We start from the raw sequence: 22,560 nt of genomic DNA on the forward strand, positions 1-22,560 counted from the left end.
GCATCGCTCGCCATTGCCTGGCGACTGCGCCGCTGGGCAATGCCGTTACAATGCGACCTGATTTACATCCTCTGGTGCAACGCAACAGTGACTCCAGGGTCCTACGCTGACTTCGTTTCCATTTATCAAGAAAACCAACATCATGAGTAGCGTCAATCCACTGGCCGGCAAGCGTGCGGCACCCTCTTCGCTGGCCGACCTGCCAGTGCTCCTGTCCAACTACGCCAGCCTGCGGCCCGACGCCGGCTACGCCGCCCATCGTGTCGCCTTCGGCACGTCCGGCCACCGCGGCAATGCCAATGCGTGCAGCTTCAACGAGTGGCATGTGCTGGCCATCACCCAGGCCATTTGCGACTACCGGCGCCAGCAGGGGCTGACCGGCCCGCTGTTCCTGGGCATCGATACCCATGCCTTGTCGGAACCGTCATGGCACAGCGCGCTGGAGGTGCTGGCCGCCAACGAGGTGGTGACCATGCTGGCCGAGGGTAGTCCGTATGCGCCCACGCCGGCGGTGTCGCACGCGATCCTGGCGCATAACCGCCTGCATCCGGCGGCGCGCGCCGACGGCATCGTGATCACCCCGTCGCACAACCCGCCCGACAACGGCGGCTTCAAGTACAACATGCCCAACGGCGGCCCGGCCGACTCCAATGTCACCGGCTGGATCGAGCAACGCGCCAACGGCTACCTCGAGGCGGGCCTCGACGGGGTTCGGCGCATGCTGTTCCAGAAGGCGCTCAAGGCCGACACCACGCGCCGCTACGATTACCTCGACAACTACGTCAGCGACTTGCCCAACATCATCGACCTGGCCGCCATCTCGGGCGCCAACGTCAAGATCGGCGTCGATCCGCTGGGCGGGGCGGGGGTGCATTACTGGGGCGCGATTGCCGAGCGCTACAAGCTCAACCTGGAAGTGGTCAATACCGATGTCGACGCCACCTTCCGCTTCGTGCCGCTGGACTGGGACGGCCAGATCCGCATGGACCCGTCGTCACCGCATGCGATGGCCGAACTGATTGCGCTCAAGGACCGCTTCGATGTCGCCATGGCATGCGATACCGACCACGACCGCCACGGCATCATCGCCAAGAGCGTGGGCCTGCTGTCGGCCAACAGCTACCTGGCCACGGCGGTGTACTACCTGTATCGCCATCGCCCGGCCTGGCGCGCCGACGCCGCCATTGGCAAGACCCTGGTGTCGAGCCACCTGATCAACCGGGTGGCCGATCACCTGGGACGCAAGCTGCTCGAGATGCCGGTCGGGTTCAAGTGGTTCGTCGACGGCCTGTACGACGGCAGCCTGGCGTTCGGTTGCGAAGAAAGCGCCGGCGCGTCGTTCGTGCGTTTCGACGGCCAGCCCTGGAGCACCGACAAGGACGGCATCACCGCCGCCTTGCTGGCCGCCGAGATGACCGCGCGCACCGGCCGCGATCCTGGCGAGATCCATGCCGAATTGACCGGCATCCTCGGGGCGCCGGTCAACGGCCGCATCGAGGCTGCCGCCACGCCGGCCCAGAAGACCCGCTTGTCGAAGCTGTCGCCGGCCGATGTCAGTTCCACCGAACTGGCGGGCGAGGCGATCCGCCAGGTGCGTACCACGGCGCCGGCCAACGACAAGCCGTTCGGCGGCTTGAAGATCGAAACCGACAACGGCTGGTTCGCGGCGCGCCCCTCGGGCACCGAGAGCATCTACAAGATCTATGGCGAAAGCTTCCGCGACCAGGCTCACCTGGACCGCATCTTCAGCGAAGCCCAGCAGATCGTCAGCCGCGCCCTCGAGGGCGCCTGATCGCGCCCCGGCCTGCCCGGCGCTTGCCGCCGGCAGGCGCGGTCCGGCATCTCCAACCATCCTACAAGCGAATGCTCCACTGTCCTGCTGATGTGGCCGGTGGGCGTTCGTAAGATGAATTGTCTGCATTTCATCACGCCTGAAGGGGAGATCGACATGGAAAACCGCGCATCGGGCACACAGGCTGCGGCATTGCTGCGCCACACCGTCCAGGGCGAACCTGACACCTACACCATGGAACGGCGGCGCCAGGAGCAGCAGGGCGACGCCAGCCGCGAGGCCACCGCAGCCCGCACCGACCAGGCTATCCGCAGCGAGCGAGAACGGCGCGCGCAGGCGGAAAACGATGCGCGCTTCGGCCGGCCCTCGGCATTGACCGACCAACATCGGCTGCCGGTGCTGGAGACCGACCAGTTCCGGGTGGTCGAACCGGACGGCACCGAAGACCCGCTGGCCAGCATCGACGACGACTTGCAGCCGGCACCGCCGGATCGACCATAATTTCACCGCCCCTACTGGAGAGCGCCATGTCCATTCTGGAACACAAGCCGCAGGACACCCCGCCGGTCGAAGTCCCGCCATTGGACCCGACCCCGCCGCAAGATCCGATTCCGCACCAGAACCCACTGTGATTGATGGCCATGACCCGACTGCATACGCCACAGGAAACCCCACCCACGCCCGAGCCGCACCTGCCGCCGTCTGAGTTGCCCGACGACGACCCGATTCCGGTCGAAGACCCGCCGCTCAACCCGAGGCCGTCGGATAAGCCGATTCGCATGTAGTTGCCGTGTTGCAATGATTAGTCCAGGGAGGCCGAGATGGACCATTCCGATTCCATGATTCCCAATTTCGCCCAGGTCTTCGAGGCGGCCGTGGGCTCCGTCACCACCACCCCGGTCATGCCGCCGGTGCCGACGGCGGGTCCGATCGACCGCGAGATCCGGCGTATCGATAGCGCCCACCAGCCTGCGGTACGCGAAGTCGCTTCCGACAACGAGATCGGCCGCGACATCGTCGACGATGATGCCCGCCGCCTGGCGGTGCAAAAGCGCAGCGTGCGCAAGCAGGCGCAGCGCCGGGGCGCTGCCGCCAAGCCTGGGCCGGACGAGCCGACCTGAGGTCCGGCTTGCCCCAGCCCGTACCACCCTTTATACTGCGCGCCATAGCATTGCTTCTGGTATCCCCGGGGTCGTCACGCCGGGGGTTTAAACGGGAAGCTGGTGCGATCGTCCCCACGGGACAGTCAATGCCAGCGCTGCCCCCGCAACGGTAAGCGAGAAGGGCACGCATCACGCCACTGTGCATTTCGCATGGGAAGGCGCCTGTCCAGGGAAACCCCCGCCTCGCCAGCCCGGAGACCGGCCCGGAGCAAATTCTAAAATTGCATCGCGGAGGGCGAGCGTTAGGACAGCATCCCGATTTCCATCGTTGCGACCCCGGCCCCGTGCGTCTTGCCGGCATGGCGCGTGGCATGGCACGATGTCGGGTCGGCTGCCGCTTACGCCTGCCTTCCGATCACAGGCCAATCAAGGAACAGACATGTCCATCCACTCCGGCGTCACACCCGATTCCGTCGACCACGCCACCGTCGGCGCCAATGTTTGGCGCGACCGCATCGCGCCTTCGTTGCTGGCATTCGCACTGGGCGCGGCGCTGATCTACGGCGCCGGTTTTGCGTCCAAAATCGAATTGCACAACGCTGCACACGACGGCCGCCATTCGGCCGGTTTTCCTTGCCACTGAGCCGGACCCAACGATGAACTGGACGATTTTCCGGCGCATGGCGTCGGCGGTGGTGATGGCCGGCGTGCTGTCGGGCATCCTGCTGTCCGGCGTGCAGCATGTGCAGGTGAGCAACATCATCCTGCAGGCCGAGCAATACGAGAAGGCTGGCGAAGCGGCCCATGCCGAGGCGCCCCATGGCCACGCGGCGCCGGCCGACGCGGCCGGGGCGGGCGCCACCGCCGTGCATGAGCATGAGCATGGTCACGATGGTGACGAATGGGAGCCGGCCGATGGCCTCGAGCGCACCGCCTATACCGTCGCGGCCAATGTCAGCATGGCCATCGGCTTTGCGTTGATGCTGGTGGGGGCCATCGTCGTCAGCGGGCGCCAGGTCAGCTGGCGCAGCGGCTTGCTGTGGGGCGCGGCTGGTTACCTGGTGTTTTTCGTGGCGCCGTCGCTGGGCTTGCCGCCCGAGGTGCCCGGCACGCTGGCCGCTCCGCTGCATGCGCGTCAAGGGTGGTGGGTGATGACCGCTGGCATGACCGCCGCCGGGCTGGCCACGATCGTCTATGCCCGGGCCTGGCCCTGGAAACTGGTGGGCGCCTTGCTGCTGGTGGTGCCGCATATCATCGGCGCCCCTCAACCCGAGGTGCATGGCGGGCTGGCGCCGGAACAACTGGCGCGTGCCTTCATCCACGCCACGGCCCTGGCCAATGCCGTATTCTGGCTGGCACTCGGCGCCCTGTGCGGCCTGTTCTACCGCAAGTTCGGCTGACCAGGTCCGACCGTCCATCCGCTGCGGCGGCAAGGAGCGCGATGCTCCCTGCCGCCGCAACGCATTTGAAAGCTGATGCAATGAGAACACATACCCGCCACGTACTGATGTGCGTGGGACCCCGCTGCACCGACAACGGGGTGCTGGCCGAGGCCATGTTCGGGGTCCTGGGCGAGCAGATCGACGCCCGTCCCGCGTTGCGCGTCAAGCGCACCCGCACCCATTGCATGGTGGCCTGCAAGGCGCAGGCGCCGGTGGTGGTGGTCTATCCGGAAGGGGTGTGGTACCGCTGCGTGGACGCCGCCGCCATCGAAAGGGTGGTGGTCGAGCACCTCGAAGGCGGGCGCGAAGTCACCGACCTGGTGTTCCACCGCCTGGGCAGTGGCGATGTCACCCCCGAGATGGAGAACCCCGATGTCTGATAGCGGCGCGCCTGCGCGTATCGTCCTGCTGACCCATGCCTCGACCGACCTGTCCATGCTGGCCAGCGCCCGGTTGCAGCTGCCGGCCGACTTCCCGGTGGTGGCCGGCCATGACCTGCAGCAGCTGCAATCTGCCGACGATGGGGCACCCGCACGCCAGGGCCTGGCCGCGCTGTTGCGCGGGCCGCTGGCCGGCGCCGAGGTGATCGTGCTGCGCGTACTGGGGCGGCTGGGCGCGATTGCCGGCGTGGGCGAGCTGGTGCGCGTAGCGCGCAGCCAGGGACGTCACCTGATCGTGCTGTCGGGCGCCGGCGAGCCCGATGCCGAACTGGCGGCAGCCTCTACCGCCCCCATCGACGTCCAGCAGCAGGCGCTGGCCTATTTCAACGCCGGTGGCAGCGTCAACCTGGCGCAACTGCTGCGTTGCCTGTCGGATCGCCTGCTGTTGACCGGTTTCGGCCACGAGCCGGTACAGGTGTTGCCCGAGCACGGCATCTACCATCCCGACCTCGAACAGGGTGCCACGGCGGCCCAGTGGCAGGCATTGCGCGCACCCTCGGCGGCATCGCGCCCGGCGGTCGGTATCGTGTTCTACCGGGCGCACTGGTTGTCGGGCAATACCGATTTCGTCGATGCCCTGGTCGCCGCGCTGGAGTCGCGCGGCATGGACGTGCTGCCGATCTTCACCTCCTCGCTGCGGGTCGCCGGCGGTACCCAGGTGCCACCGGCGCTGCAGTATTTCCTCCACGCCGATGGCCGGCCCCAGGTCGACCTGCTGGTCAACACCACTTCCTTTGCGATGGGCGAGATCACGGCCGGCAACGTCACACCGGCCGGCTGGTCGGTGTCGGTGCTGGAGCGACTGGGGCTGCCGGTGCTGCAGGCGATGACCAGCGGCATGACGCATGACCAGTGGCAGCATTCCACGCGCGGCATGAATCCGCTGGACGCGGCCATGAACGTGGTATTGCCCGAGTTCGACGGGCGCATCATCGGGGTGCCGCTGTCGTTCAAGCTGCCGGCCGACGACAGCGGCGCGCTGCGCTACCAGCCGCTACCCGATCGCGTGCGACGCATTGCCGGGCTGGCGCAGCGGCTGGTGCGGTTGCGGCGCAAGCCCAATGCCGACAAGCGGATCGCCTTCATCTTCACCAATTCCAGCAGAAAGGCCGCGCAGATCGGCAACGCCGTCGGCCTGGACGCGCCGGCCTCGCTGTACCGGATATTGCAGGCGCTGGAGGCGGCGGGTTACCAGATCGGTGCGCTGCCCGAGGACGGCACCGCCCTGATCCACGCGTTGGTCGACCGCTGTTCCTACGACGACATCATTGTCTCGGAAGAACAGCTGCGGCACGCCGCCGGGCGCGTGCCGGCGGCGCGCTACGCCCAATGGTTCGCGGCCCTGCCACGGTCCCTGCAGCAACGCATGCAACAACAGTGGGGGCCAGCGCCGGGCGAGGCCTATGTACACGACCAGCACCTGGTGATCGCCGGCCTGCCGCTGGGCAACGCCTTCGTCGCCCTGCAGCCGCCGCGCGGCTACGGCATGGACCCGGACGCCATCTATCACCAGCCCGACCTGCCGCCGACGCACCATTACACGGCGCTGTATCGCTGGCTGGACGAAGAGTGGGGCGCCGACGCCATCGTCCACGTGGGCAAGCATGGCACGCTCGAATGGTTGCCGGGCAAGGGCGTGGGCCTGTCCGAAGAATGCTTCCCCGACGCCTTGCTGGGCGACATGCCGCTGTTCTATCCGTTCATCATCAACGATCCCGGCGAGGGTGCCCAGGCCAAGCGCCGCGCCCATGCGGTGGTGGTCGATCACCTGACCCCGCCGATGACCACCGCCGACAGCTATGGCGCGCTGGCGCAGTTGACGCAACTGGTCGACGAGTATTACCAGGTCGAGGTGCTGGACCCGGCCAAGCTGCCGTTGCTGCAACAGCAGATCTGGGAGCTGGTGCGCCAGACCAACCTCGACACCGACCTGCAATGGAAGCTGGTCAACCATAGCCACGATCACGATCATCACGATCATGGTCACGATCATGGTCACGCTCATGACCACGGCCATCACCACCACGGGCACGATCACGCGCATCACGACCATGACCATGACGACGGCCAGTTGCCGCATGGCCTGGCCGAGCTCGATGGGGCCGGCGTGGCGCATTTGATCGAGGACCTCGACGGCTACCTGTGCGAGCTGGGCGCGGCACAGATCCGTGACGGCCTGCACATCCTCGGCCGCATGCCGGATGCGCAGCAGATGCCCGCCATGCTGGTGGCCCTGACCCGGCTGCCGAACCAGGACCTGCCCGGCCTGCAGGAAGAAGTCGCCGGCCTGTTCGGACTGTCGCTGGACATGCTGCTCGAACACAAGGGGCGGCGCCTGAACATCGACGATGCGCTGGCACGCACGGCCGGTCGTGCCGTGGTCACCCGGGCCGACGCGCTCGAGGCCATCGATGCGCTGTGCCTGCGCCTGATGCAGGCGTTGCAGCAGGCCGACTATGCCAATGGCGCCATCGAGGGCGTATTGGCGTCGGTATTTGCGCCGTTGTCGGCGCTGCAACCGGACCAGCGGCCGCGCCTGCAGCCGGCCATGGCCAGGTCGGCCGCCAGCGTGCTGGGCGGCTTGCGGGCAGCCAGCCGGGCACCCGCGGTCAAGGCCGCACCCAAGGCCAGCGCCAAGGGCGCCCCCGACCATGGGCCATTGCGGCGCGTGCTCGAATTCACCTGCGACCAACTGGTGCCGCGCCTGCGCCGCACCGACGACGAGATCGCCAACCTGCTCGCGGGCCTGTCGGGTCGCTACGTGCCGGCCGGACCCAGCGGTTCGCCCACGCGCGGCATGGCCCATATCCTGCCCACCGGGCGCAATTTCTACTCGGTCGATCCACGCAGCGTGCCATCGCAATCGGCCTGGCGGGTCGGCCAGCAACTGGCGCGCGAAGTGCTGGAACGGCACCAGCGCGAGACCGGCAGCTACCCCGAAAGTGTCGCCATCAGCATCTGGGGCACCAGTGCCATGCGCACCCACGGCGACGATGTGGCGCAGATCCTGGCATTGCTGGGCGCGCGCCCGATCTGGCGCCCCGGCAACCGCCAGGTGGCCGGTATCGAACTGATCCCGCTGGCGCAGTTGCAGCGACCTCGTATCGATGTCACGACCCGCATCAGCGGCTTCTTCCGCGATGCGTTCCCGCAGCTGATCGAATTGATCGACGACGCGGTGCAGGCCGCCATCGCCGCCGACGAACCGGAACATCTCAATTTCGTGCGCCGCAACTACCTGCGCGAAACGGCGCAGTCGGTAGCACAGGGCCTGGGCCAGGCCGAGGCCGCCGCCCGCGCCGGCTACCGCGTCTTCGGCGCCAAGCCGGGCAGCTACGGCGCCGGCATCCTGCCCCTGATCCAGGAGCGCAACTGGACCGACGCCGCCGACTTCGCCCAGGCCTATGTCAATTGGGGCGGCTACGCCTACGGGCGCCGGGTGCAGGGCGCCGACTGCCGCGATGCGTTCCGCCAGCGCCTGGGCAGCGTGCAGGTGGCGCTGCATAACCAGGACAACCGCGAACACGACATCTTCGACAGCGACGACTACCTGCAGTACCACGGTGGCATGATCGCCACCATCCGCGCCTTGTCGGGCCAGCAGCCGCGTCACTATTTCGGCGACAGCCACGACCCGGGGCGGGCCGCGGTGCGCGACCTGAAGGAAGAAACCCTGCGCGTCTACCGTTCGCGGGTGGTCAATCCCAAGTGGCTGGCCAGCATCCAGCGCCACGGCTACAAGGGCGGGCTGGAGCTGTCGGCCACGGTGGACTACCTGTTCGGCTATGACGCCACGGCCCAGGTGATGGACGACTGGATGTACCAGCAACTGGCCGATACCTATGGTTTCGATCCGGAGATGCGCGCTTTCCTGGAGCAGGCCAATCCCTGGGCCCAGAACGCGATTGCCGAGCGGCTGCTGGAAGCGGCCAGCCGCGGCATGTGGGAGCAGCCCGACGAAGCCACCCTGGAGCAGTTGCGCCAGCTCTACCTGCACAGCGAAAGCTTGCTCGAGGCACGCGGCGAGACCGCGCGCGGCAGCGAACACGCCAAGGACCTTTCATGAACCACGGTTATCCCTTTGCCGCCATCGTCGGCCAGGCGCAATTGAAGACGGCGCTGTTGCTGTGCGCGGTCGACCCCGGCATCGGCGGCGTGCTCATACGCGGCGACAAGGGCACCGCCAAGAGCACCGCCGCGCGCGGCCTGACACAGGTGGTGCCACCCATTGCCCGCATCGCCGGCTGCGCCTTCAATTGCGCGCCGGGACAGCCGGCGGCCGCCTGCGAGGTCTGCAATGCCGGGCAGGACCAGGTGATCGAGGCCGAGATCCCGTTCGTCACGCTGCCGCTGGGCGCCACCGAAGACCGGGTGCTGGGCACGCTGGACCTGCACAAGGCATTGCAGGATGCGCAACGCGCGTTCCAGCCGGGGCTGCTGGCGTCGGCCCATCGCGGCGTGCTGTATATCGACGAGGTCAACCTGCTGGCCGACCACCTGGTCGATGTGCTGCTCGACGTGGCCGCCATGGGGGTCAACTCGGTCCAGCGCGAAGGCTTGTCGGTGACGCATCCGGCGCGCATCACGCTGATCGGCACCATGAACCTGGAAGAGGGCGACCTGCGTCCGCAGTTGCTGGACCGGTTCGGCCTGATGGTCGAGGTGGCGGCGCCCCAGGACAAGCAGGTACGGGCCGAGGTGGTGCGCCGGCGCATCGGCTACGAGGCAGATATGGCCGCCTTCGGCTCGCAGTGGCAGGCGCAGCAGCATGCATTGCGCGACCAGGTCGCCGCGGCGCAGCGGTTGCTGGCGCAGGTCGTGCTGGACGACGCCATGCTGGAACTGATCAGCCACCTGTGCTGCGAATTCGAAGTCGCCAGCCTGCGCGCCGACATCGTGATGCACAAGACCGCGCGTGCCATCGCCGCGCTGCAAGGGCGGGGCCGGGTCACGCCCGACGATATCGGCTGTGCCGCCCGGCTGGTGTTGCCGCATCGGCGGCGGCGCAAGCCATTCGACCAGGCCGGCATGGACCATGAGCGGCTCGATGACCTGGTCGAGCAGGCCAGGTCCGGGCAGCAACAGACGCAGCCGCAGGGTAGCGATGGCCAGCCGCCGGAACCCTCCGCCGGCGACGGGCAGGGCACGGATGAAGGGGGCCCGGATGCGCCGGGCGCCGGTGAAACCCGCACCTTTGCCGTGGCCGCCGCCGCAGCGCCACCCCACATCAGCGTCGACACGCCGCAGGCGCCAGGCCAGGCGCCGGCCGGGCGGCGCAGTACGCTGCCGCAGGCGCGCCGGGGTAGCGCGCTGCGCGCCGTGCCCGATACCCATCCCGATCAACTGGCGGTAGGTGCGACCCTGCGCAGCGCCGCCGTGCGTGGCGCCCTGGCCGGGCAGGGGGACGATGGCCGCCTGCGCCTGACTCCTGCCGACCTGCATCGCCAGGAGCGCCGCGGCAAGGGCGCCAACCTGATCGTGTTCGTGGTCGACGCCTCCGGTTCGATGGCCGCGCAGCGCCGCATGGAAGCAGTCAAGGGTGCGGTGCTCTCGCTGCTGACCGACGCCTACCAACGGCGCGACCAATTGGCGGTGATCGCGTTTCGCGGCGAGCGCGCCGAGGTATTGCTGGAGCCTACCCGCAGCGTCGACCTGGCCGAGCAGGGCCTGCGCGAACTGCCCACGGGCGGGCGCACGCCGCTACCGCATGCCCTGCAACTGGCCGCGCAGCTGCTCGAGCGCGCCACCCAGGACGCGCCGCCGCTGCTGGTGATCCTGTCCGACGGGCGGGCCAACGTCGGATTGCCGGGTGATCCGCAAGAACCCTGGCGCCAGACGCTCGATGCGGCGGCCCACCTGGCCCGGCGCGGCACGCCGGCACTGGTGCTGGACACCGAGACCGGTTACCTGCGCCTGGGCCGGGCCTGGCAACTGGCCGATGCGCTGGGCGCACCCTGCCTGACCCTGGAACAATTCACCGGCGACGCCCTGGCGTTGACGGTACGCGCGCAACTGGGCGCGTGACTTATCGAGGATTGAAGAAATGATCATCTGCATCGGCGCCGGCCCCGGCGACCATTCGTATCTCACCCTGCGCGGCGCCGAGCTGATCCGCAATGCCGACGTCGTGGCCGGCTTCAATGCGGTGGTCGACGTGGTGCGCGAATCGATCCCGCCCACGGCCGAAGTGGTATTGATGGGCTATCGCGACCAGGTGGCCCAGCTCGACCGGGTGGCGGCCCTGCACCACGCCGGCAAGCGCTGCGTGGTGGTGTTCATGGGAGACATCCATTTCAGCGGTTTCCAGTACCTGGAGCGGGTCGAGCGCGCCTGCGGCCATCGGGTCGAGACGCTGCCCGGCATCTCGTCGGCGCAGATCCTGGCATCCAAGGCCCGGGTCTGCTTCGATGAGACCACCTTCATCACCTTCCACCGGCGCGGCGACCTCGAGCCGTTCAAGCGACACCTGGTCAACGTGCTCAAGGACGGGCGCAACGCCATCGTCATTCCATGCCCGTGGGACGCGGCACGCTCGTTCATGCCGCGCCACATCGCCAGCTACCTGCTGCAGCAGGGCGTGGACCCGACCCATCCGACCGAAGTGTGGGAAAACCTGACCCGCGGCGACGCCGAATGGCATGGCAACCTGGCCGCCTGCGTCGACCTGGAGGTCAGTGACATGAGCATCATGCTCATCCGCACCCAGCGCCCCATGGCCAGCCAGATCGAACCACCACCGACACCGGGGAACCAGCCATGAGCGCGACCGCCGCCATCGTGATTGCCGGCCACGGCAGCCGCGACCCGGATGCGCTGCGCGAATTCGAGGCGCTGGTGCAACTGGTGCGCGAGCGCGCCGGCGGCAGCACGGTACGCCACGGCTACCTGGAGTTTGCCGCGCCGACCATCGCCGAGGCTGCCGCGGCCTGCGTGGCCGACGGTGCGCGCGAGGTCAGCGTGGTGCCTGCGGTGTTGCTGGCGGCGCGCCACGCCAAGAACGACATGCCGGCCGAGCTGCTGGCACTGGCGCGGCAGTACCCGCACGTCGACTTCCATTTCGGCGCGCCGATGGACCTGCATCCGCTGTTGCTGCAACTGGCGCAGCAACGCGTGGTCGAGGCCGAGGCGGCGGCGGGCGACATCGCCGAGCGGCGCCAGAGCTGCCTGGTCATGGTCGGGCGGGGCACCACCGACCCCGACGCCAACGGCGAGGTCGCCAAGGCCGCGCGCATGCTGCAGGAGGGCATGGGTTTCGGCGCCCTGCAACTGTGTTTCTCGGGCACCGCCACGCCGCTGGTGCGCGACGGCCTGGCCGCGGCGGCCCGCATGGGCCATACCCGGCTGGTGGTGTTGCCGTTCTTCCTGTTCGATGGCGTGCTGGTCAAGCGCATCTTCGCCGCGGCCGACGAACTGGCCCAGCGCGAACCGCAACTGGAAGTGCTCAAGGCCGGCTACCTGGGGGTGCATGCCCACCTGGCCGATGTGCTGCTCGAGCGGGCCCGGCAAGCCATCGAAGGGCGCGCCGCAATGAACTGCACGCTGTGCAAGTACCGGGTGCAAATCGTCGGTTTCGAGCAGCAGGTGGGCGAGCCGCAGCGGGCCCATCACCTGCCGGTGCGCAACCTGCTGGCCGGACCTGCCGCCGCCACCGCCACGGCGCCCTATGTGCCACATCCGATCGAAGCCGAAAGCATGCAGATCATCGACCAGGGACGCGACTGGAGCGGCTTTGCGCCAGCGCACCTGACGGTGCTGCAACGGCTGGTGCATACCAGCGGCGACTTCGCGGTGGCCGACGAGATCTTCTTTTCGCCCGGCGCGGCCGAGACCGGCATGCGCGCGCTGCTGCGCTGCAAGCGCGTGGTCACCGACGTGACCATGGTGCAGACCGGCCTCAAGCGGGCGCTGCTGGAGCAACTCGGCATCGAGACCTGGTGTGGCGTGCACGACCCTGAATCGCACCTGATGTCGAGTACCCAGGGCATCACGCGCTCGGCGGCCGGTATCCGGCGCGCCTGGCAGAAATTCGGCAACGACGTGGTGCTGGCCATCGGCGACGCGCCCACTGCCATCGTCGAGGCCACGCGGCTCATTCGCGAGCACGGCTGGCGCCCGCAACTGGTGGTCGGCCTGCCGGTCGGTTTCGTGGGCACGCGTGAAAGCAAGGATGAGCTGCGGCGGTGCCTGCAGGTGCCGCGCATCACCAACAGCGGTACCCGCGGCGGCTCGCCCTGGGCCGCCAGCGTGATCAATGCGCTGTTGATCGACGCCATCGCCTGGCTGGTGGCGCAAGAACGGGAAAGCGCCTGATGCCACCTCCCGTGGAGCGGCAGCGGGCCGAGTACGACCTGGCGCTGCTGGCCCCCAACGGCCTGCGGCGCGGACGTAGTACCGGCAGCTGCGCCACCGCGGCGGTGCGCGCGGCGCTGTACTGGCTGCTGGCGGCGATCCGGGTCGAACGTACCGAGGTCAGCCTGCCCGATGGCGCCCACTTCATCTCGGTGCCGGTGCAGCAGGTGGGCAGTGTCGATGCGCAGGCGGCCCAGGCCGAGGTATTGAAGGATGGCGGCGACGACCCCGACAACACCCATGGCGCGACCATCGTGGCCCAGGTGCGGCGCAATGCCAGCGGCGAGATCCGTTTCTTCGCTGGCGACGGCGTGGGCACGGCCACCATGCCCGGGCTGCGGGTGGCGGTGGGCGAACCGGCCATCAATCCGGTGCCGCGCCAGATGATGCGTACCGCGGTGGCCGAGGTGCTGGCCGAGCTGTGTCCGTCGGCGGCGGCACGCACCGCGTGGATGGCGCAGGGGTTCGACCTGACCATCGGCTGCCGCGAAGGTCGACGCATTGCGCCCAAGACCTTCAACCCGCGCCTGGGGATCGTCGACGGCATTTCGATCCTGGGCACCTCGGGCATTGTCGAGCCGATGTCGATGGCGTCGTGGATTGCCTCCATCGAGGTCTATATCCGGGTCGCGCTGGCCGACTGCAGCGCGGCCGACGATGCCATTGCCTACCTGCCGGGCAAGATCGGGCGCGCCTTCGTGGCGCAGCTGGGACTGCCGGACCGGCGCTCGGTGCAGATCGCCAACTTCCTGGGCGATGCGCTGGATTTTACCCAGCAGGCGTTGAGCGAGCAGCGGCGGCGCTTGCCGGTGCTGTGGCTGGCCGGCCATCCGGGCAAGCTGGCCAAGGTATTGGACGGGGTGTGGGACACCCATTCGAGCAAGAGCGACATGGCCATGCAGGGCGTGACCCGCGTGGCGCAGACGATGAACGCGCCGCGCCCGCTGTTTGCGCCGGCGCTGTTGCAACAGATGAAGGATGCCAATACGGTGGAAGCGATAATTGAACTGGTACGGCAGCGCGACAGCGCGCTGTCGAAGGCGTTGTGGGTCGAGATCGAGGGCCGCATCGCGCGCCTGGCGGCGGCCCGCATGCCCAATGTGGATCGCGTCGAGGTGCGCCTGTTCGACCTCGACGGTGGCGCCCTGGGAGTGCTGGCATGAGCGGCGGACGCCTGATCGGCATCGGCGTGGGCCCCGGCCCCACCGGCTACCTGCCGCTGGCCGCGTTGCAGGCGCTGCGCGCGGCCGACGTGATCTACCTGCCGCGTGCGCGCGGTGCCGACATGTCGGTTGCGTTGCAGTGCCTCGACGGTATCGAGTTCGATCGCAGCCGGCTGCGCGAGATCGAGTTCAACATGGACCCCGACCGCGACGTGCTGCAGCAGCACTACGCCCAACTGGGCCAGGAGCTGGCGGCCCAATTGCGCGCCGGGCTGCAGGTGGCCTATTTGACCATCGGCGACGCGCTGACCTATTCTACCTATGGCTATGTACTGGCGGCGGTGCGCGATGTACTGCCGCAATCCGATTGCGTCACCTACCCCGGCATCACCAGCTACGCGGCGGCGGCGGCGGCATTGCACTGGCCACTGGGCGTGGGCAAGGAGCGCACCCTGATCCTGCCTTGCCCGGATGACGCCGACAGCCTGCGCGCCGAGATCGACAGCCACGATATCGTGGTGCTGATGAAGGTGGGCGCGCGGCTGCCGTGGGTGCTGGCGCTGCTGAACCAGATGGGCATTGCCCGGCATTGCGCCTTTGCGCGCCGCATCGGCTTGTCCGACCAGGTGCTGGCAGACGATGTCAGCGCCCTCGATGCCAGCGCCGCCAGCGGTTACCTGGCAGTGTTGCTGATTCGCAAGACGCCACAACAGAAGCGACACGAACCGAAAGGACAGTCATGAAAGTCTATTTCATCGGTGCCGGCCCGGGCGCGGCCGACCTGATCACATTGCGCGGGGCGCGCCTGCTGGGCCAGGTGCGCATGGTGCTGTATGCCGGTTCGCTGGTGCCTACGGCCATGCTCGAACACTGCCAGCCTGGCGCCGAGCTGATCGATACCGCCGCGCTGGACCTGGAACAACAGCAGGCCTGCTACGAGCGCGCCCGCGACATGGACATCGACGTGGTGCGCCTGCATTCGGGCGACCCGGCCATCTACGGCGCCACTGCCGAGCAGATGCGCCGGCTCGACGCGCTTGGCATCACCTATGAAGTGGTGCCGGGCGTGTCGTCCTTCACGGCGGCGGCAGCGGCGGTGGCGGCCGAGCTGACCAAGCCGGAGGTGTCGCAAAGCGTGATTCTCACGCGCGTGTCGGGACGCGCCTCGGCCGTGCCCGAGTCCGAATCGATTGCCCGGCTGGCGGCGCACCGCGCCACCATGTGCATCTTCCTGTCGGGGCCGCACCTGGCCAAGATCGTGCGCGACCTGCTGCTGCATTATCCGCCGGCCACGCCGGTGACGCTGGTGTACCGGGCCAGCTGGCCGGAGCAGCGCATCTACCAGGGCACGCTGGCTACGGTGCTCGACGAGAACCGGCGCGGCGAGTGGAACCTGACCACCATGATGCTGGTGGGCGCGGCGCTGGACCGGCAACAGATCGCCGAGTCGAGCCTGTATTCGAAGCAGTTCACGCACCTGTTCCGGGTGCCCGGGAAGCGCAACGCCCAGGCCCCGGTCGAGGATGTGGCGCCATGACCCCGCCGCCGGTGTCCGATGAGCTGGGCCTGTGGCCGGTGCGGCGCGAGGCCGAGGCGCTGGCGCTGCATCTGCAGGCCGGCTTGGGCGGGATGCTCTACCGGCCGTGGTTGCATGTGGTGGGCGGTGCGGTGGCCTTGTCGCAGCGCCAGCAGTTTGCGCTGGCCTACCGGCGACACCGGCAATGGATCATGGTGGGCGCGGCCGGTATCGCGGTGCGCTTCCTGGATGGCTTGCCCCAGGACAAGCATAGCGACCCGGCGGTGGTGGTGCTGGACGAAGCAGGGCGCTTTGCGATTTCGCTGCTGGCCGGCCACGAGGGTGGCGCCAACCGGTTGGCCTATCGGGTGGCACAACTGACCGGCGCGCTACCGGTGGTGACCACCGCCACCGAAGCCGTCAAGCCACTGGTACTGGGCATAGGCTGCCGCAAGGGCGTGTCGGCCGAGCGCATCACGGCGGCGGTGACGCAGGCCCTGGCGCAATGTCCCGAGGCCACGTTGCAGCAGGTGCGTGAAGTGGCCACCATCGATATCAAGGCCGAAGAGCCGGGCCTGCTGGCCTTCTGCGCTACCCACGACCTGCCGCTGCGGGTGATCTCGACGGCGCAGATCGCACAGCGCGCCTGGGTCGGCAAGGGTTCGGACTGGGTCATGCAGAACGTGGGCGTGGAAGGGGTATGCGAACCGGCGGCCCTGATCGCCTGCCCGCGCGGGCGGCTGGCGCTGGGCAAGACGGCGCTTGACGGCGTGACCGTGGCGGTGGTCGAGGATGCAGCCGGGTGGCAACCCACGCGCCCCACACAACCCGAATGACGGCACGATCGCACGCGTAGCGGGCAATCCCGGGTCATCCGGGACCAGCCAGCAGATAACAGTAAAAGGAACAGTAGTGAACAAAGGTGTACTCAACCTGGTCTCGGTGGGACCGGGCTTCGAACAGATGATCGTGCCGCGCGCCATCGAGGCCTTGCGCGACAGCGAGGTCATCGTGGCCTACGAGCTTTACCTGCGCTGGATCGCGCCCCACATCGAGGGCAAGCAGATCCACAGCCCGCCGCTGACGCAGGAGCGTGAAAGGGCGCTGCTGGCCATCGAGCAGGCACGCGCCGGACGTCGCGTGTCGCTGGTGTCGAGCGGCGACATCGGCATCTATGCCATGGCCGCGCTGGCCTTCGACGACATGCGCGAGGACGATACCTATGAGGTCAACGTGATCCCTGGCGTGACCTCGGCCAACGCCTGCGCCTCGCTGCTGGGCTCGCCCCTGTCGCACGACTTCGCCACGCTGTCGCTGTCGAACCTGCTGTGCCCGTGGGAATGGATCGAACAGCGCGCCAGCCATATCGCCCAGGCCGACCTGGCCTGCGTGCTGTACAACGTGCAGAGCGCCGGGCGCCAGGAAGGCGTCTATCGCATCCTGCAACTGATGCTCCAGCACAAGGCCCCGCATACGCTGTGCGGTGTGGTCCGCAATGCCTACCGACCTGGCCAGCAGGTGGCGATCTATCGCCTCGACCAACTGCCGACGCTGCAGTTCGACATGCTCACCAGCATCGTCATCGGCAATCGATTTACCCAGCGCAAGCGCGACTGGATCTTCACCCCCCGTGGCTACAACGACTGGACCCAGGACGGCAGCGCCCAGCCGCTCGAGCTCGAGGCTCCCGCCTTGCCGGCGCAGGCGGTGTGGGTCTTCGCCGGCACCAGCGACGGCAATGCGCTGGCCGCGCAACTGGCCGCCAGCGGCCAGCGCGTGGTGGTGTCGGCGGCCACCGGCTATGGCGGCGAACTGGCCCGGCAGGACTGCCCCGGCGCCTTCGTCTGGGCCGGCCGCCAAGGGGTGGAAGCACGACGCCAGGCGCTGCGGCAAAGCCAGGCACGGGTGCTGGTCGACGCCACCCATCCGTTTGCCACGCAGATGTCGCAGCAGTTGATGGACCTGGCCCACGAGCTGGGCATCGCCTACCTGCGCTACGAGCGCCCCAGCCTGCTGGCAGCCGACGACCCGCTGGCCTGCGCCGACATGGCGCAGGCGGCCCGGCGCGCCATGCAGATGGGACGGCGCATCTTCCTGGCCACCGGGTCCAAGGACCTGGCCAGCTTCTTGCAAGCCGACGGCGCCGATCGGCACCAGTGGTTCGCGCGGGTCACGGCCGATCCGCAATTCGTCGCCCGCGCGCTCGAACTGGGCTTGCCGCGCGCCAACCTGTGCGCCATGCAGGGGCCGTTTTCGCGCAGCTTCAACGAAGCGCTATGGCGCGATTGGCAGATCGATTGCGTGGTGACCAAGGACTCGGGCCAGGCCGGCGGCTATCGCGCCAAGCTCGACGCGGCGCAGGCGCTGGGTATTCCGGTGCTCACGGTGCGCCGCCCGGCACTGGACTATCCGGCCGTGGCGGGCGACTTCGAGTCGGTCCACCGGCAACTGGCCGCCTGGCCGGGAGCCTGACCGATGCGATCCTCCGACCAGGGCCTGCCGAGCGCGCTGCCACCGATACCGGTGACCGTGGTCACCGGCTTTCTCGGCGCCGGCAAGACCACCTTGCTGCGCGACCTGGTGCGACGTCGCCAGGCGCGGCGCCTGGCGCTGCTGATCAATGAATTCGGTGAAGTCGCCATCGATGGCGACCTGTTGCGCAGCGAGCGCCCCGACGGCAGCAGCGCGGTACAGGTGCAGGACTTCGCCCATGGCCTCATCGCCTACGGCGACGATGATCATTTCGTGCCGGCCATGCTGGCACTGGCGGCGCGCCGGGCGCAGATCGACCATGTCTTGATCGAGACCTCGGGACTGGCGCTGCCCAGCGCCGTGATGGAAGTGCTGCAGTCGCCGCAACTGGCGCCGCACTTCGTGCTCGATGCCACGCTGGCGGTGGTCGATACGCCATTGCTGCTGGACCAGCCGGCAGGCCACGGCGCCGCCCTCGATGCCAGCGCGCTGCTGTTTCGCCAGCAGCTCGAATGCGCCGACGTGGTGGTGCTCAACAAGATCGATGCGATGGACGAGCCGCAGTTGCTGCAGGCCGAACAGCAGGTGCGGGCGCTGGCGCCGAACGTGCGTTTTCTCGAATTGGCCTATGGCGCACGGCTCGATATCCGGCTGGCGCTCGGACTGCGGCTGCACCAGGCGGGCTCGGCCGTGCATCATCACTACACGGCGCTGGGCATGCCGGGCGAACGCAGCGCCGTGCTGGCCGACCAGGGCCGGCTCAACGGCCACGCCCACTCGGGCCTGGCGGCGCACAGCCATGGCTTGTCCACGCACCGTCACTTTCACGAACAGGACCCGGGGTGGCTGTCGTTTACGCTGCGCTGCGAGGCGCCCCAGGACCCGCAGCGGCTGCAGCAGGCGCTGACCGCCGCCGCCCTGGCCGAGCCGATCCTGCGCGCCAAGGGTTTCGTCCATGCCGGCGGCACCAGGACGGTGCTGGTGCAGGGCGTGCGGGCGCGGGTAGCGCTGCTCGAGAGCCAGCCCGGGCGGGCCGCGCAGGCGCGCTCCGAGCTGGTCATCATCGGCTACCATCCCAGCCGCGCGAAGGTGGCGCAGCTGTTGACCGAATTCACAGGAACCGACTGGAAATGAAAACCGATCCCGAATCGCACAAGCGCATGACCCAACGTCACAAAGAGGGTTTCGAAAAGAAGAAGGCCGCCGCCCAGCGCGAGAAAGGCCTGCTGGTGGTCAATACCGGCAACGGCAAGGGCAAGTCCAGCGCCGCCTTCGGCATGGGCATGCGCATCCTGGGGCATGGCATGAAGCTGGGCGTGGTGCAGTTCATCAAGGGCGCGTTGTACAGCGCCGAACGCGACTTCCTGGGCAGCCACGCCAATTGCGACTTCCACGTCGTCGGCGCCGGCTACACCTGGGACACCCAGGACCGCGAGGCCGACACCCGCACCGCCCAGCGCGGCTGGGCCGAGGCCCAACGGATGATCGCCGACCCCAGCTACGACATGGTGATCCTGGACGAACTCAACATCGTGCTGAAGTACCAGTATCTCGATCTGGACCAGGTGCTGGCTACCTTTGCCCAGCGGCGCGAGATGCTGCACATCGTGGTGACCGGGCGTCATGCGCCGGACGCGCTGGTCGAGCTGGCCGACCTGGTCAGCGAGATGCGACCCATCAAGCACCCCTACAAGGAACAAGGCGTCAAGGCCCAGAAAGGCGTGGAATTCTGATGCAGCAGAGCCCCTATCGCTGTCCGGCGCTGTTTATCTCGGCGCCGGGTTCGGGTCACGGCAAGACCACCATCACCGCCGCGCTGGCGCGGCTGTACCGGCGCGACGGCAAGAAGATCCGGGTATTCAAGACCGGCCCCGATTTTCTCGACCCGATGGTGCTGGAACAGGCCAGTGGCCATCCGGTACATAACCTCGACCTGTGGCTGGGCGGTGAAGACCACTGCCGGCGCCAGGTCGCGCTGGCCGCCGCCGAGGCCGACATGATCCTGGTCGAGGGTGTCATGGGCCTGTACGACGGCGAACCCAGCAGCGCCGACCTGGCCCACCTGCTGGGCATTCCGGTGATCGCCGTGATCAATGCGCGCGGCATGGCGCAGACCGCCGGTGCGCTGGCGCAGGGCCTGGTGAGCTATCGCCCCGAGCTGCGCTTTGCCGGCGTGCTGGCCAACGGCGTGGCCAGTCCGCGCCATGCCCAGATGCTGCGCCAGGGCTTGCAGAACGCCCGGCCGGCGGTGCCGCTGTTGACGGGCTTGCAGCGCGACATGCAGTTTTCGCTGCCCGAGCGCCACCTGGGCCTGGTGGCCGCGCCCGAGATCGCCGATCTCGACGCCCGCCTGGATGCGCTGGCCGATCGCATGGCCAGCACCTCGCTGGCCAACCTGCCGGCGCCGGTCGACTTCGGTACGCCACCGCCGGACAAGGCGTTGCCGCCCCTGCTGCAGGGACGCACCATCGCGGTGGCGCGCGATGCGGCGTTCTCGTTCATCTACGGTGCCAACCTGGCCGTGCTCGAGGGCATGGGAGCGAGCCTGGCGTTCTTTTCGCCGTTGGCCGACGATCCGCTGCCGGCCTGCGATGCGGTCTGGCTGCCGGGCGGCTATCCCGAACTGCACCTGGCCACGCTGCAGGCCGGCAGCGTCACCAAGGCCGGCCTGCGCGCGCATGCCCAGGCCGGTCGCGCGCTGTATGCGGAGTGTGGCGGCATGCTCTACCTGCTCGATACCGTGATCGGCCAGGACGGCGCCGCCGGCGCGATGTGCGGCATCCTGCCCGGGCAGGCCACGGTGCAACCACGGCTGCAGGGACTGGGTTACCAGACGCTGTCGCTGAACCTGCCGGGGGCAGTGGGTGAGCACATGCGATGCCATACCTTCCATTATTCGCGGGCGGTGGTCGGGGCGCAGTTCCTGGCGCGCGGCGAACGGCTGTTCGACTCGTCCGAAGGCGAGGTGGTGTACCGCCGCGGCCAGGTCACCGCCAGCTACCTGCACGGTTACTTCCGTTCCGCGCCGCGTACCGTGGCCGCCTTGCTGGGCGGGGCGGCGGCATGAGCGCGCCCACGCATCGCTACCCGCAAAGCGAGATCGATGCCGTCTACCGCGCCATTCGCGAACGGCGCGACATGCGTCATTTCAATGACCAGCCGGTCGAGCCGGCCTTGCTGGCGCGCCTGCTCGAAGCGGCCCATGCCGGGCCCAGCGTGGGCTTCATGCAGCCGTGGCGCTTCATTCGCATCAGCGATGGCCAGCTGCGGCGCGCCATCCACGGCCTGGTCGAGCAGGAACGCCTGCTGACGGCGCAGGCGCTGGGCGAGCGCGAAGATGAATTCATGAAGCTCAAGGTCGAAGCGGTGCTGGAGTGCGGCGAACTGATCGTGGCGGCGCTGATGGACGGGCGCCAGGACCATGTGTTCGGCCGCCGCACCTTGCCGGCGATGGACCTGGCCTCGCTGGCCTGCGCCTTGCAGAACATGTGGCTGGCAGCGCGCGCCGAAGGGCTGGGGATGGGCTGGGTGTCGCTGTTCGATCCGCTGGCGCTGGCCGATCTGCTGGGCATGCCGGCGGGCGCGCAGCCGGTGGCCGTGGTCTGCCTGGGCCATGTGCCCGAGTTCTATCCGGAGCCGATGCTGCAACGGCAGCACTGGGCGCGGCGGCGCGACTTGCAGGAACTGGTGTTCGATAACCGATGGCCGAAAGAGACGACATGAACGCAGCATCCTTGCCCCGTACGCTGGTGTTCGGCGGCGCCCGTTCGGGCAAGAGCGCGCACGCCGAACGGCTGGCGCTGGCGGCGGCCGGCGAGCGCGAAATCGTCTACCTGGCGACCGCCGCCGAACGCACCGATCCCGAGATGAGCCAGCGCATCGAACAGCATCGTGCCCGCCGCCAGGCGCTGGGCGGACGATGGCGCACCGTGCAGGAGCCGCTGGCGTTGGGCCGGGCGTTGCGCGAGCACGGCCGCGCCGACAATGTGGTGCTGGTCGATTGCCTTACGGTGTGGTTGTCGAATCTGCTGTTTGCCGATGGCATCGCGTTTCCCGAGATGGGGCCGATCGTTGCGCCCGCCGCGTTCACGCTGCAGCGGGTGGACTTGCTGCGCGCACTGCAGGCGGCGCCGGGCCGGGTGATCCTGGTGTCCAACGAGGTCGGCATGGGGATCGTGCCGCAAGGCGCGGTGTCGCGCTGGTTCGTCGACGAGGCAGGGCGGCTGAACCAGTCGGTGGCCGCCATCTGCGAGCAGGTACAGTGGGTGGCGGCGGGCCTGCCG

The 22,560-nt window shown here is 68.4% G+C and carries 21 protein-coding genes and 1 riboswitch; all 21 genes read left to right on the forward strand.

Translation table 11 applies throughout. The features are described from left to right. The first annotated feature begins 142 nt into the window (after positions 1–142). Entirely contained in the window at positions 143–1,792 is a 1,650-nt protein-coding gene (gene pgm / locus PMI40_RS10120; protein ID WP_008114798.1) for a phosphoglucomutase (alpha-D-glucose-1,6-bisphosphate-dependent), read from the forward strand. A 156-nt stretch (positions 1,793–1,948) separates the two neighbouring features. Beyond that, positions 1,949–2,293, forward strand: a complete 345-nt coding sequence (locus tag PMI40_RS24265) for a hypothetical protein (protein WP_008114799.1) — start codon at positions 1,949–1,951, stop codon at positions 2,291–2,293. 140 nt (positions 2,294–2,433) lie between these two features. Continuing rightward, positions 2,434–2,577 carry a hypothetical protein gene (locus tag PMI40_RS24180; RefSeq protein ID WP_162130380.1) on the forward strand — a complete coding sequence of 48 codons (144 nt, stop codon included), beginning with the start codon at positions 2,434–2,436 and terminating at the stop codon, positions 2,575–2,577. Between the two features lie 36 nt (positions 2,578–2,613). After that, the gene (locus tag PMI40_RS10130) at positions 2,614–2,913 is read left to right on the forward strand and encodes a hypothetical protein (RefSeq protein ID WP_008114802.1); all 300 of its coding nucleotides are present in this window, start codon (positions 2,614–2,616) and stop codon (positions 2,911–2,913) included. A gap of 40 nt (positions 2,914–2,953) precedes the next feature. Then, a riboswitch (cobalamin riboswitch) is annotated at positions 2,954–3,177 on the forward strand. Positions 3,178–3,334: 157 nt separating this feature from the next. Further along, positions 3,335–3,538, forward strand: coding sequence for a CbtB domain-containing protein (locus PMI40_RS10135; protein ID WP_008114803.1), 204 nt, complete (start codon positions 3,335–3,337; stop codon positions 3,536–3,538). Positions 3,539–3,551: 13 nt separating this feature from the next. After that, entirely contained in the window at positions 3,552–4,295 is a 744-nt protein-coding gene (locus PMI40_RS10140) for a CbtA family protein (RefSeq protein WP_008114804.1), read from the forward strand. A gap of 80 nt (positions 4,296–4,375) precedes the next feature. Further along, a complete protein-coding gene (locus PMI40_RS10145; protein ID WP_040501875.1) occupies positions 4,376–4,717 on the forward strand; it encodes a ferredoxin in 342 nt (113 codons plus the stop codon). After that, positions 4,710–8,843, forward strand: a complete 4,134-nt coding sequence (locus tag PMI40_RS10150; protein ID WP_008114807.1) for a cobaltochelatase subunit CobN — start codon at positions 4,710–4,712, stop codon at positions 8,841–8,843. Before PMI40_RS10145 ends, PMI40_RS10150 begins: the two co-directional genes overlap by 8 nt. Then, positions 8,840–10,801 carry a putative cobaltochelatase gene (locus PMI40_RS10155; RefSeq protein WP_008114810.1) on the forward strand — a complete coding sequence of 654 codons (1,962 nt, stop codon included), beginning with the start codon at positions 8,840–8,842 and terminating at the stop codon, positions 10,799–10,801. The genes PMI40_RS10150 and PMI40_RS10155 overlap by 4 nt, the downstream gene beginning before the upstream one ends. A 19-nt stretch (positions 10,802–10,820) precedes the next feature. Further along, on the forward strand, positions 10,821–11,537 hold the full coding sequence (locus tag PMI40_RS10160; RefSeq protein ID WP_008114813.1) for a cobalt-precorrin-7 (C(5))-methyltransferase: 717 nt from the start codon (positions 10,821–10,823) through the stop codon (positions 11,535–11,537). Further along, positions 11,534–13,087, forward strand: coding sequence for a precorrin-8X methylmutase (locus PMI40_RS10165; RefSeq protein ID WP_008114814.1), 1,554 nt, complete (start codon positions 11,534–11,536; stop codon positions 13,085–13,087). Before PMI40_RS10160 ends, PMI40_RS10165 begins: the two co-directional genes overlap by 4 nt. Further along, positions 13,087–14,289, forward strand: a complete 1,203-nt coding sequence (cbiD, locus tag PMI40_RS10170) for a cobalt-precorrin-5B (C(1))-methyltransferase CbiD (RefSeq protein ID WP_008114816.1) — start codon at positions 13,087–13,089, stop codon at positions 14,287–14,289. The genes PMI40_RS10165 and cbiD overlap by 1 nt, the downstream gene beginning before the upstream one ends. After that, on the forward strand, positions 14,286–15,032 hold the full coding sequence (gene cobI, locus PMI40_RS10175) for a precorrin-2 C(20)-methyltransferase (protein ID WP_008114818.1): 747 nt from the start codon (positions 14,286–14,288) through the stop codon (positions 15,030–15,032). Before cbiD ends, cobI begins: the two co-directional genes overlap by 4 nt. Then, complete coding sequence (gene cobM / locus PMI40_RS10180; RefSeq protein ID WP_008114820.1) at positions 15,029–15,826, forward strand: precorrin-4 C(11)-methyltransferase; 798 nt, start codon at positions 15,029–15,031, stop codon at positions 15,824–15,826. Before cobI ends, cobM begins: the two co-directional genes overlap by 4 nt. Then, a complete protein-coding gene (locus tag PMI40_RS10185; protein ID WP_008114822.1) occupies positions 15,823–16,641 on the forward strand; it encodes a cobalamin biosynthesis protein in 819 nt (272 codons plus the stop codon). The genes cobM and PMI40_RS10185 overlap by 4 nt, the downstream gene beginning before the upstream one ends. A 76-nt stretch (positions 16,642–16,717) precedes the next feature. Further along, a complete protein-coding gene (cobJ, locus tag PMI40_RS10190; RefSeq protein WP_008114825.1) occupies positions 16,718–18,277 on the forward strand; it encodes a precorrin-3B C(17)-methyltransferase in 1,560 nt (519 codons plus the stop codon). Positions 18,278–18,280: 3 nt separating this feature from the next. Next, entirely contained in the window at positions 18,281–19,411 is a 1,131-nt protein-coding gene (locus PMI40_RS10195; RefSeq protein ID WP_008114827.1) for a GTP-binding protein, read from the forward strand. Beyond that, entirely contained in the window at positions 19,408–20,010 is a 603-nt protein-coding gene (gene cobO, locus PMI40_RS10200; RefSeq protein ID WP_008114829.1) for a cob(I)yrinic acid a,c-diamide adenosyltransferase, read from the forward strand. Before PMI40_RS10195 ends, cobO begins: the two co-directional genes overlap by 4 nt. Next, the gene (locus PMI40_RS10205; RefSeq protein WP_008114831.1) at positions 20,010–21,344 is read left to right on the forward strand and encodes a cobyrinate a,c-diamide synthase; all 1,335 of its coding nucleotides are present in this window, start codon (positions 20,010–20,012) and stop codon (positions 21,342–21,344) included. The genes cobO and PMI40_RS10205 overlap by 1 nt, the downstream gene beginning before the upstream one ends. Next, positions 21,341–22,000 (forward strand): 5,6-dimethylbenzimidazole synthase, encoded by a 660-nt coding sequence (gene bluB, locus PMI40_RS10210; RefSeq protein WP_008114833.1) that lies wholly within the window; start codon positions 21,341–21,343, stop codon positions 21,998–22,000. Before PMI40_RS10205 ends, bluB begins: the two co-directional genes overlap by 4 nt. Next, positions 21,997–22,560: bifunctional adenosylcobinamide kinase/adenosylcobinamide-phosphate guanylyltransferase (cobU, locus tag PMI40_RS10215; RefSeq protein ID WP_008114835.1), on the forward strand; the 564-nt coding region annotated here is incomplete at its 3' end. The genes bluB and cobU, both read left to right, overlap by 4 nt.

Origin of the sequence: Herbaspirillum sp. YR522 (genome assembly GCF_000282575.1) — a bacterium.
In the GTDB taxonomy this organism is placed as follows: Bacteria; Pseudomonadota; Gammaproteobacteria; order Burkholderiales; family Burkholderiaceae_D; genus Herbaspirillum.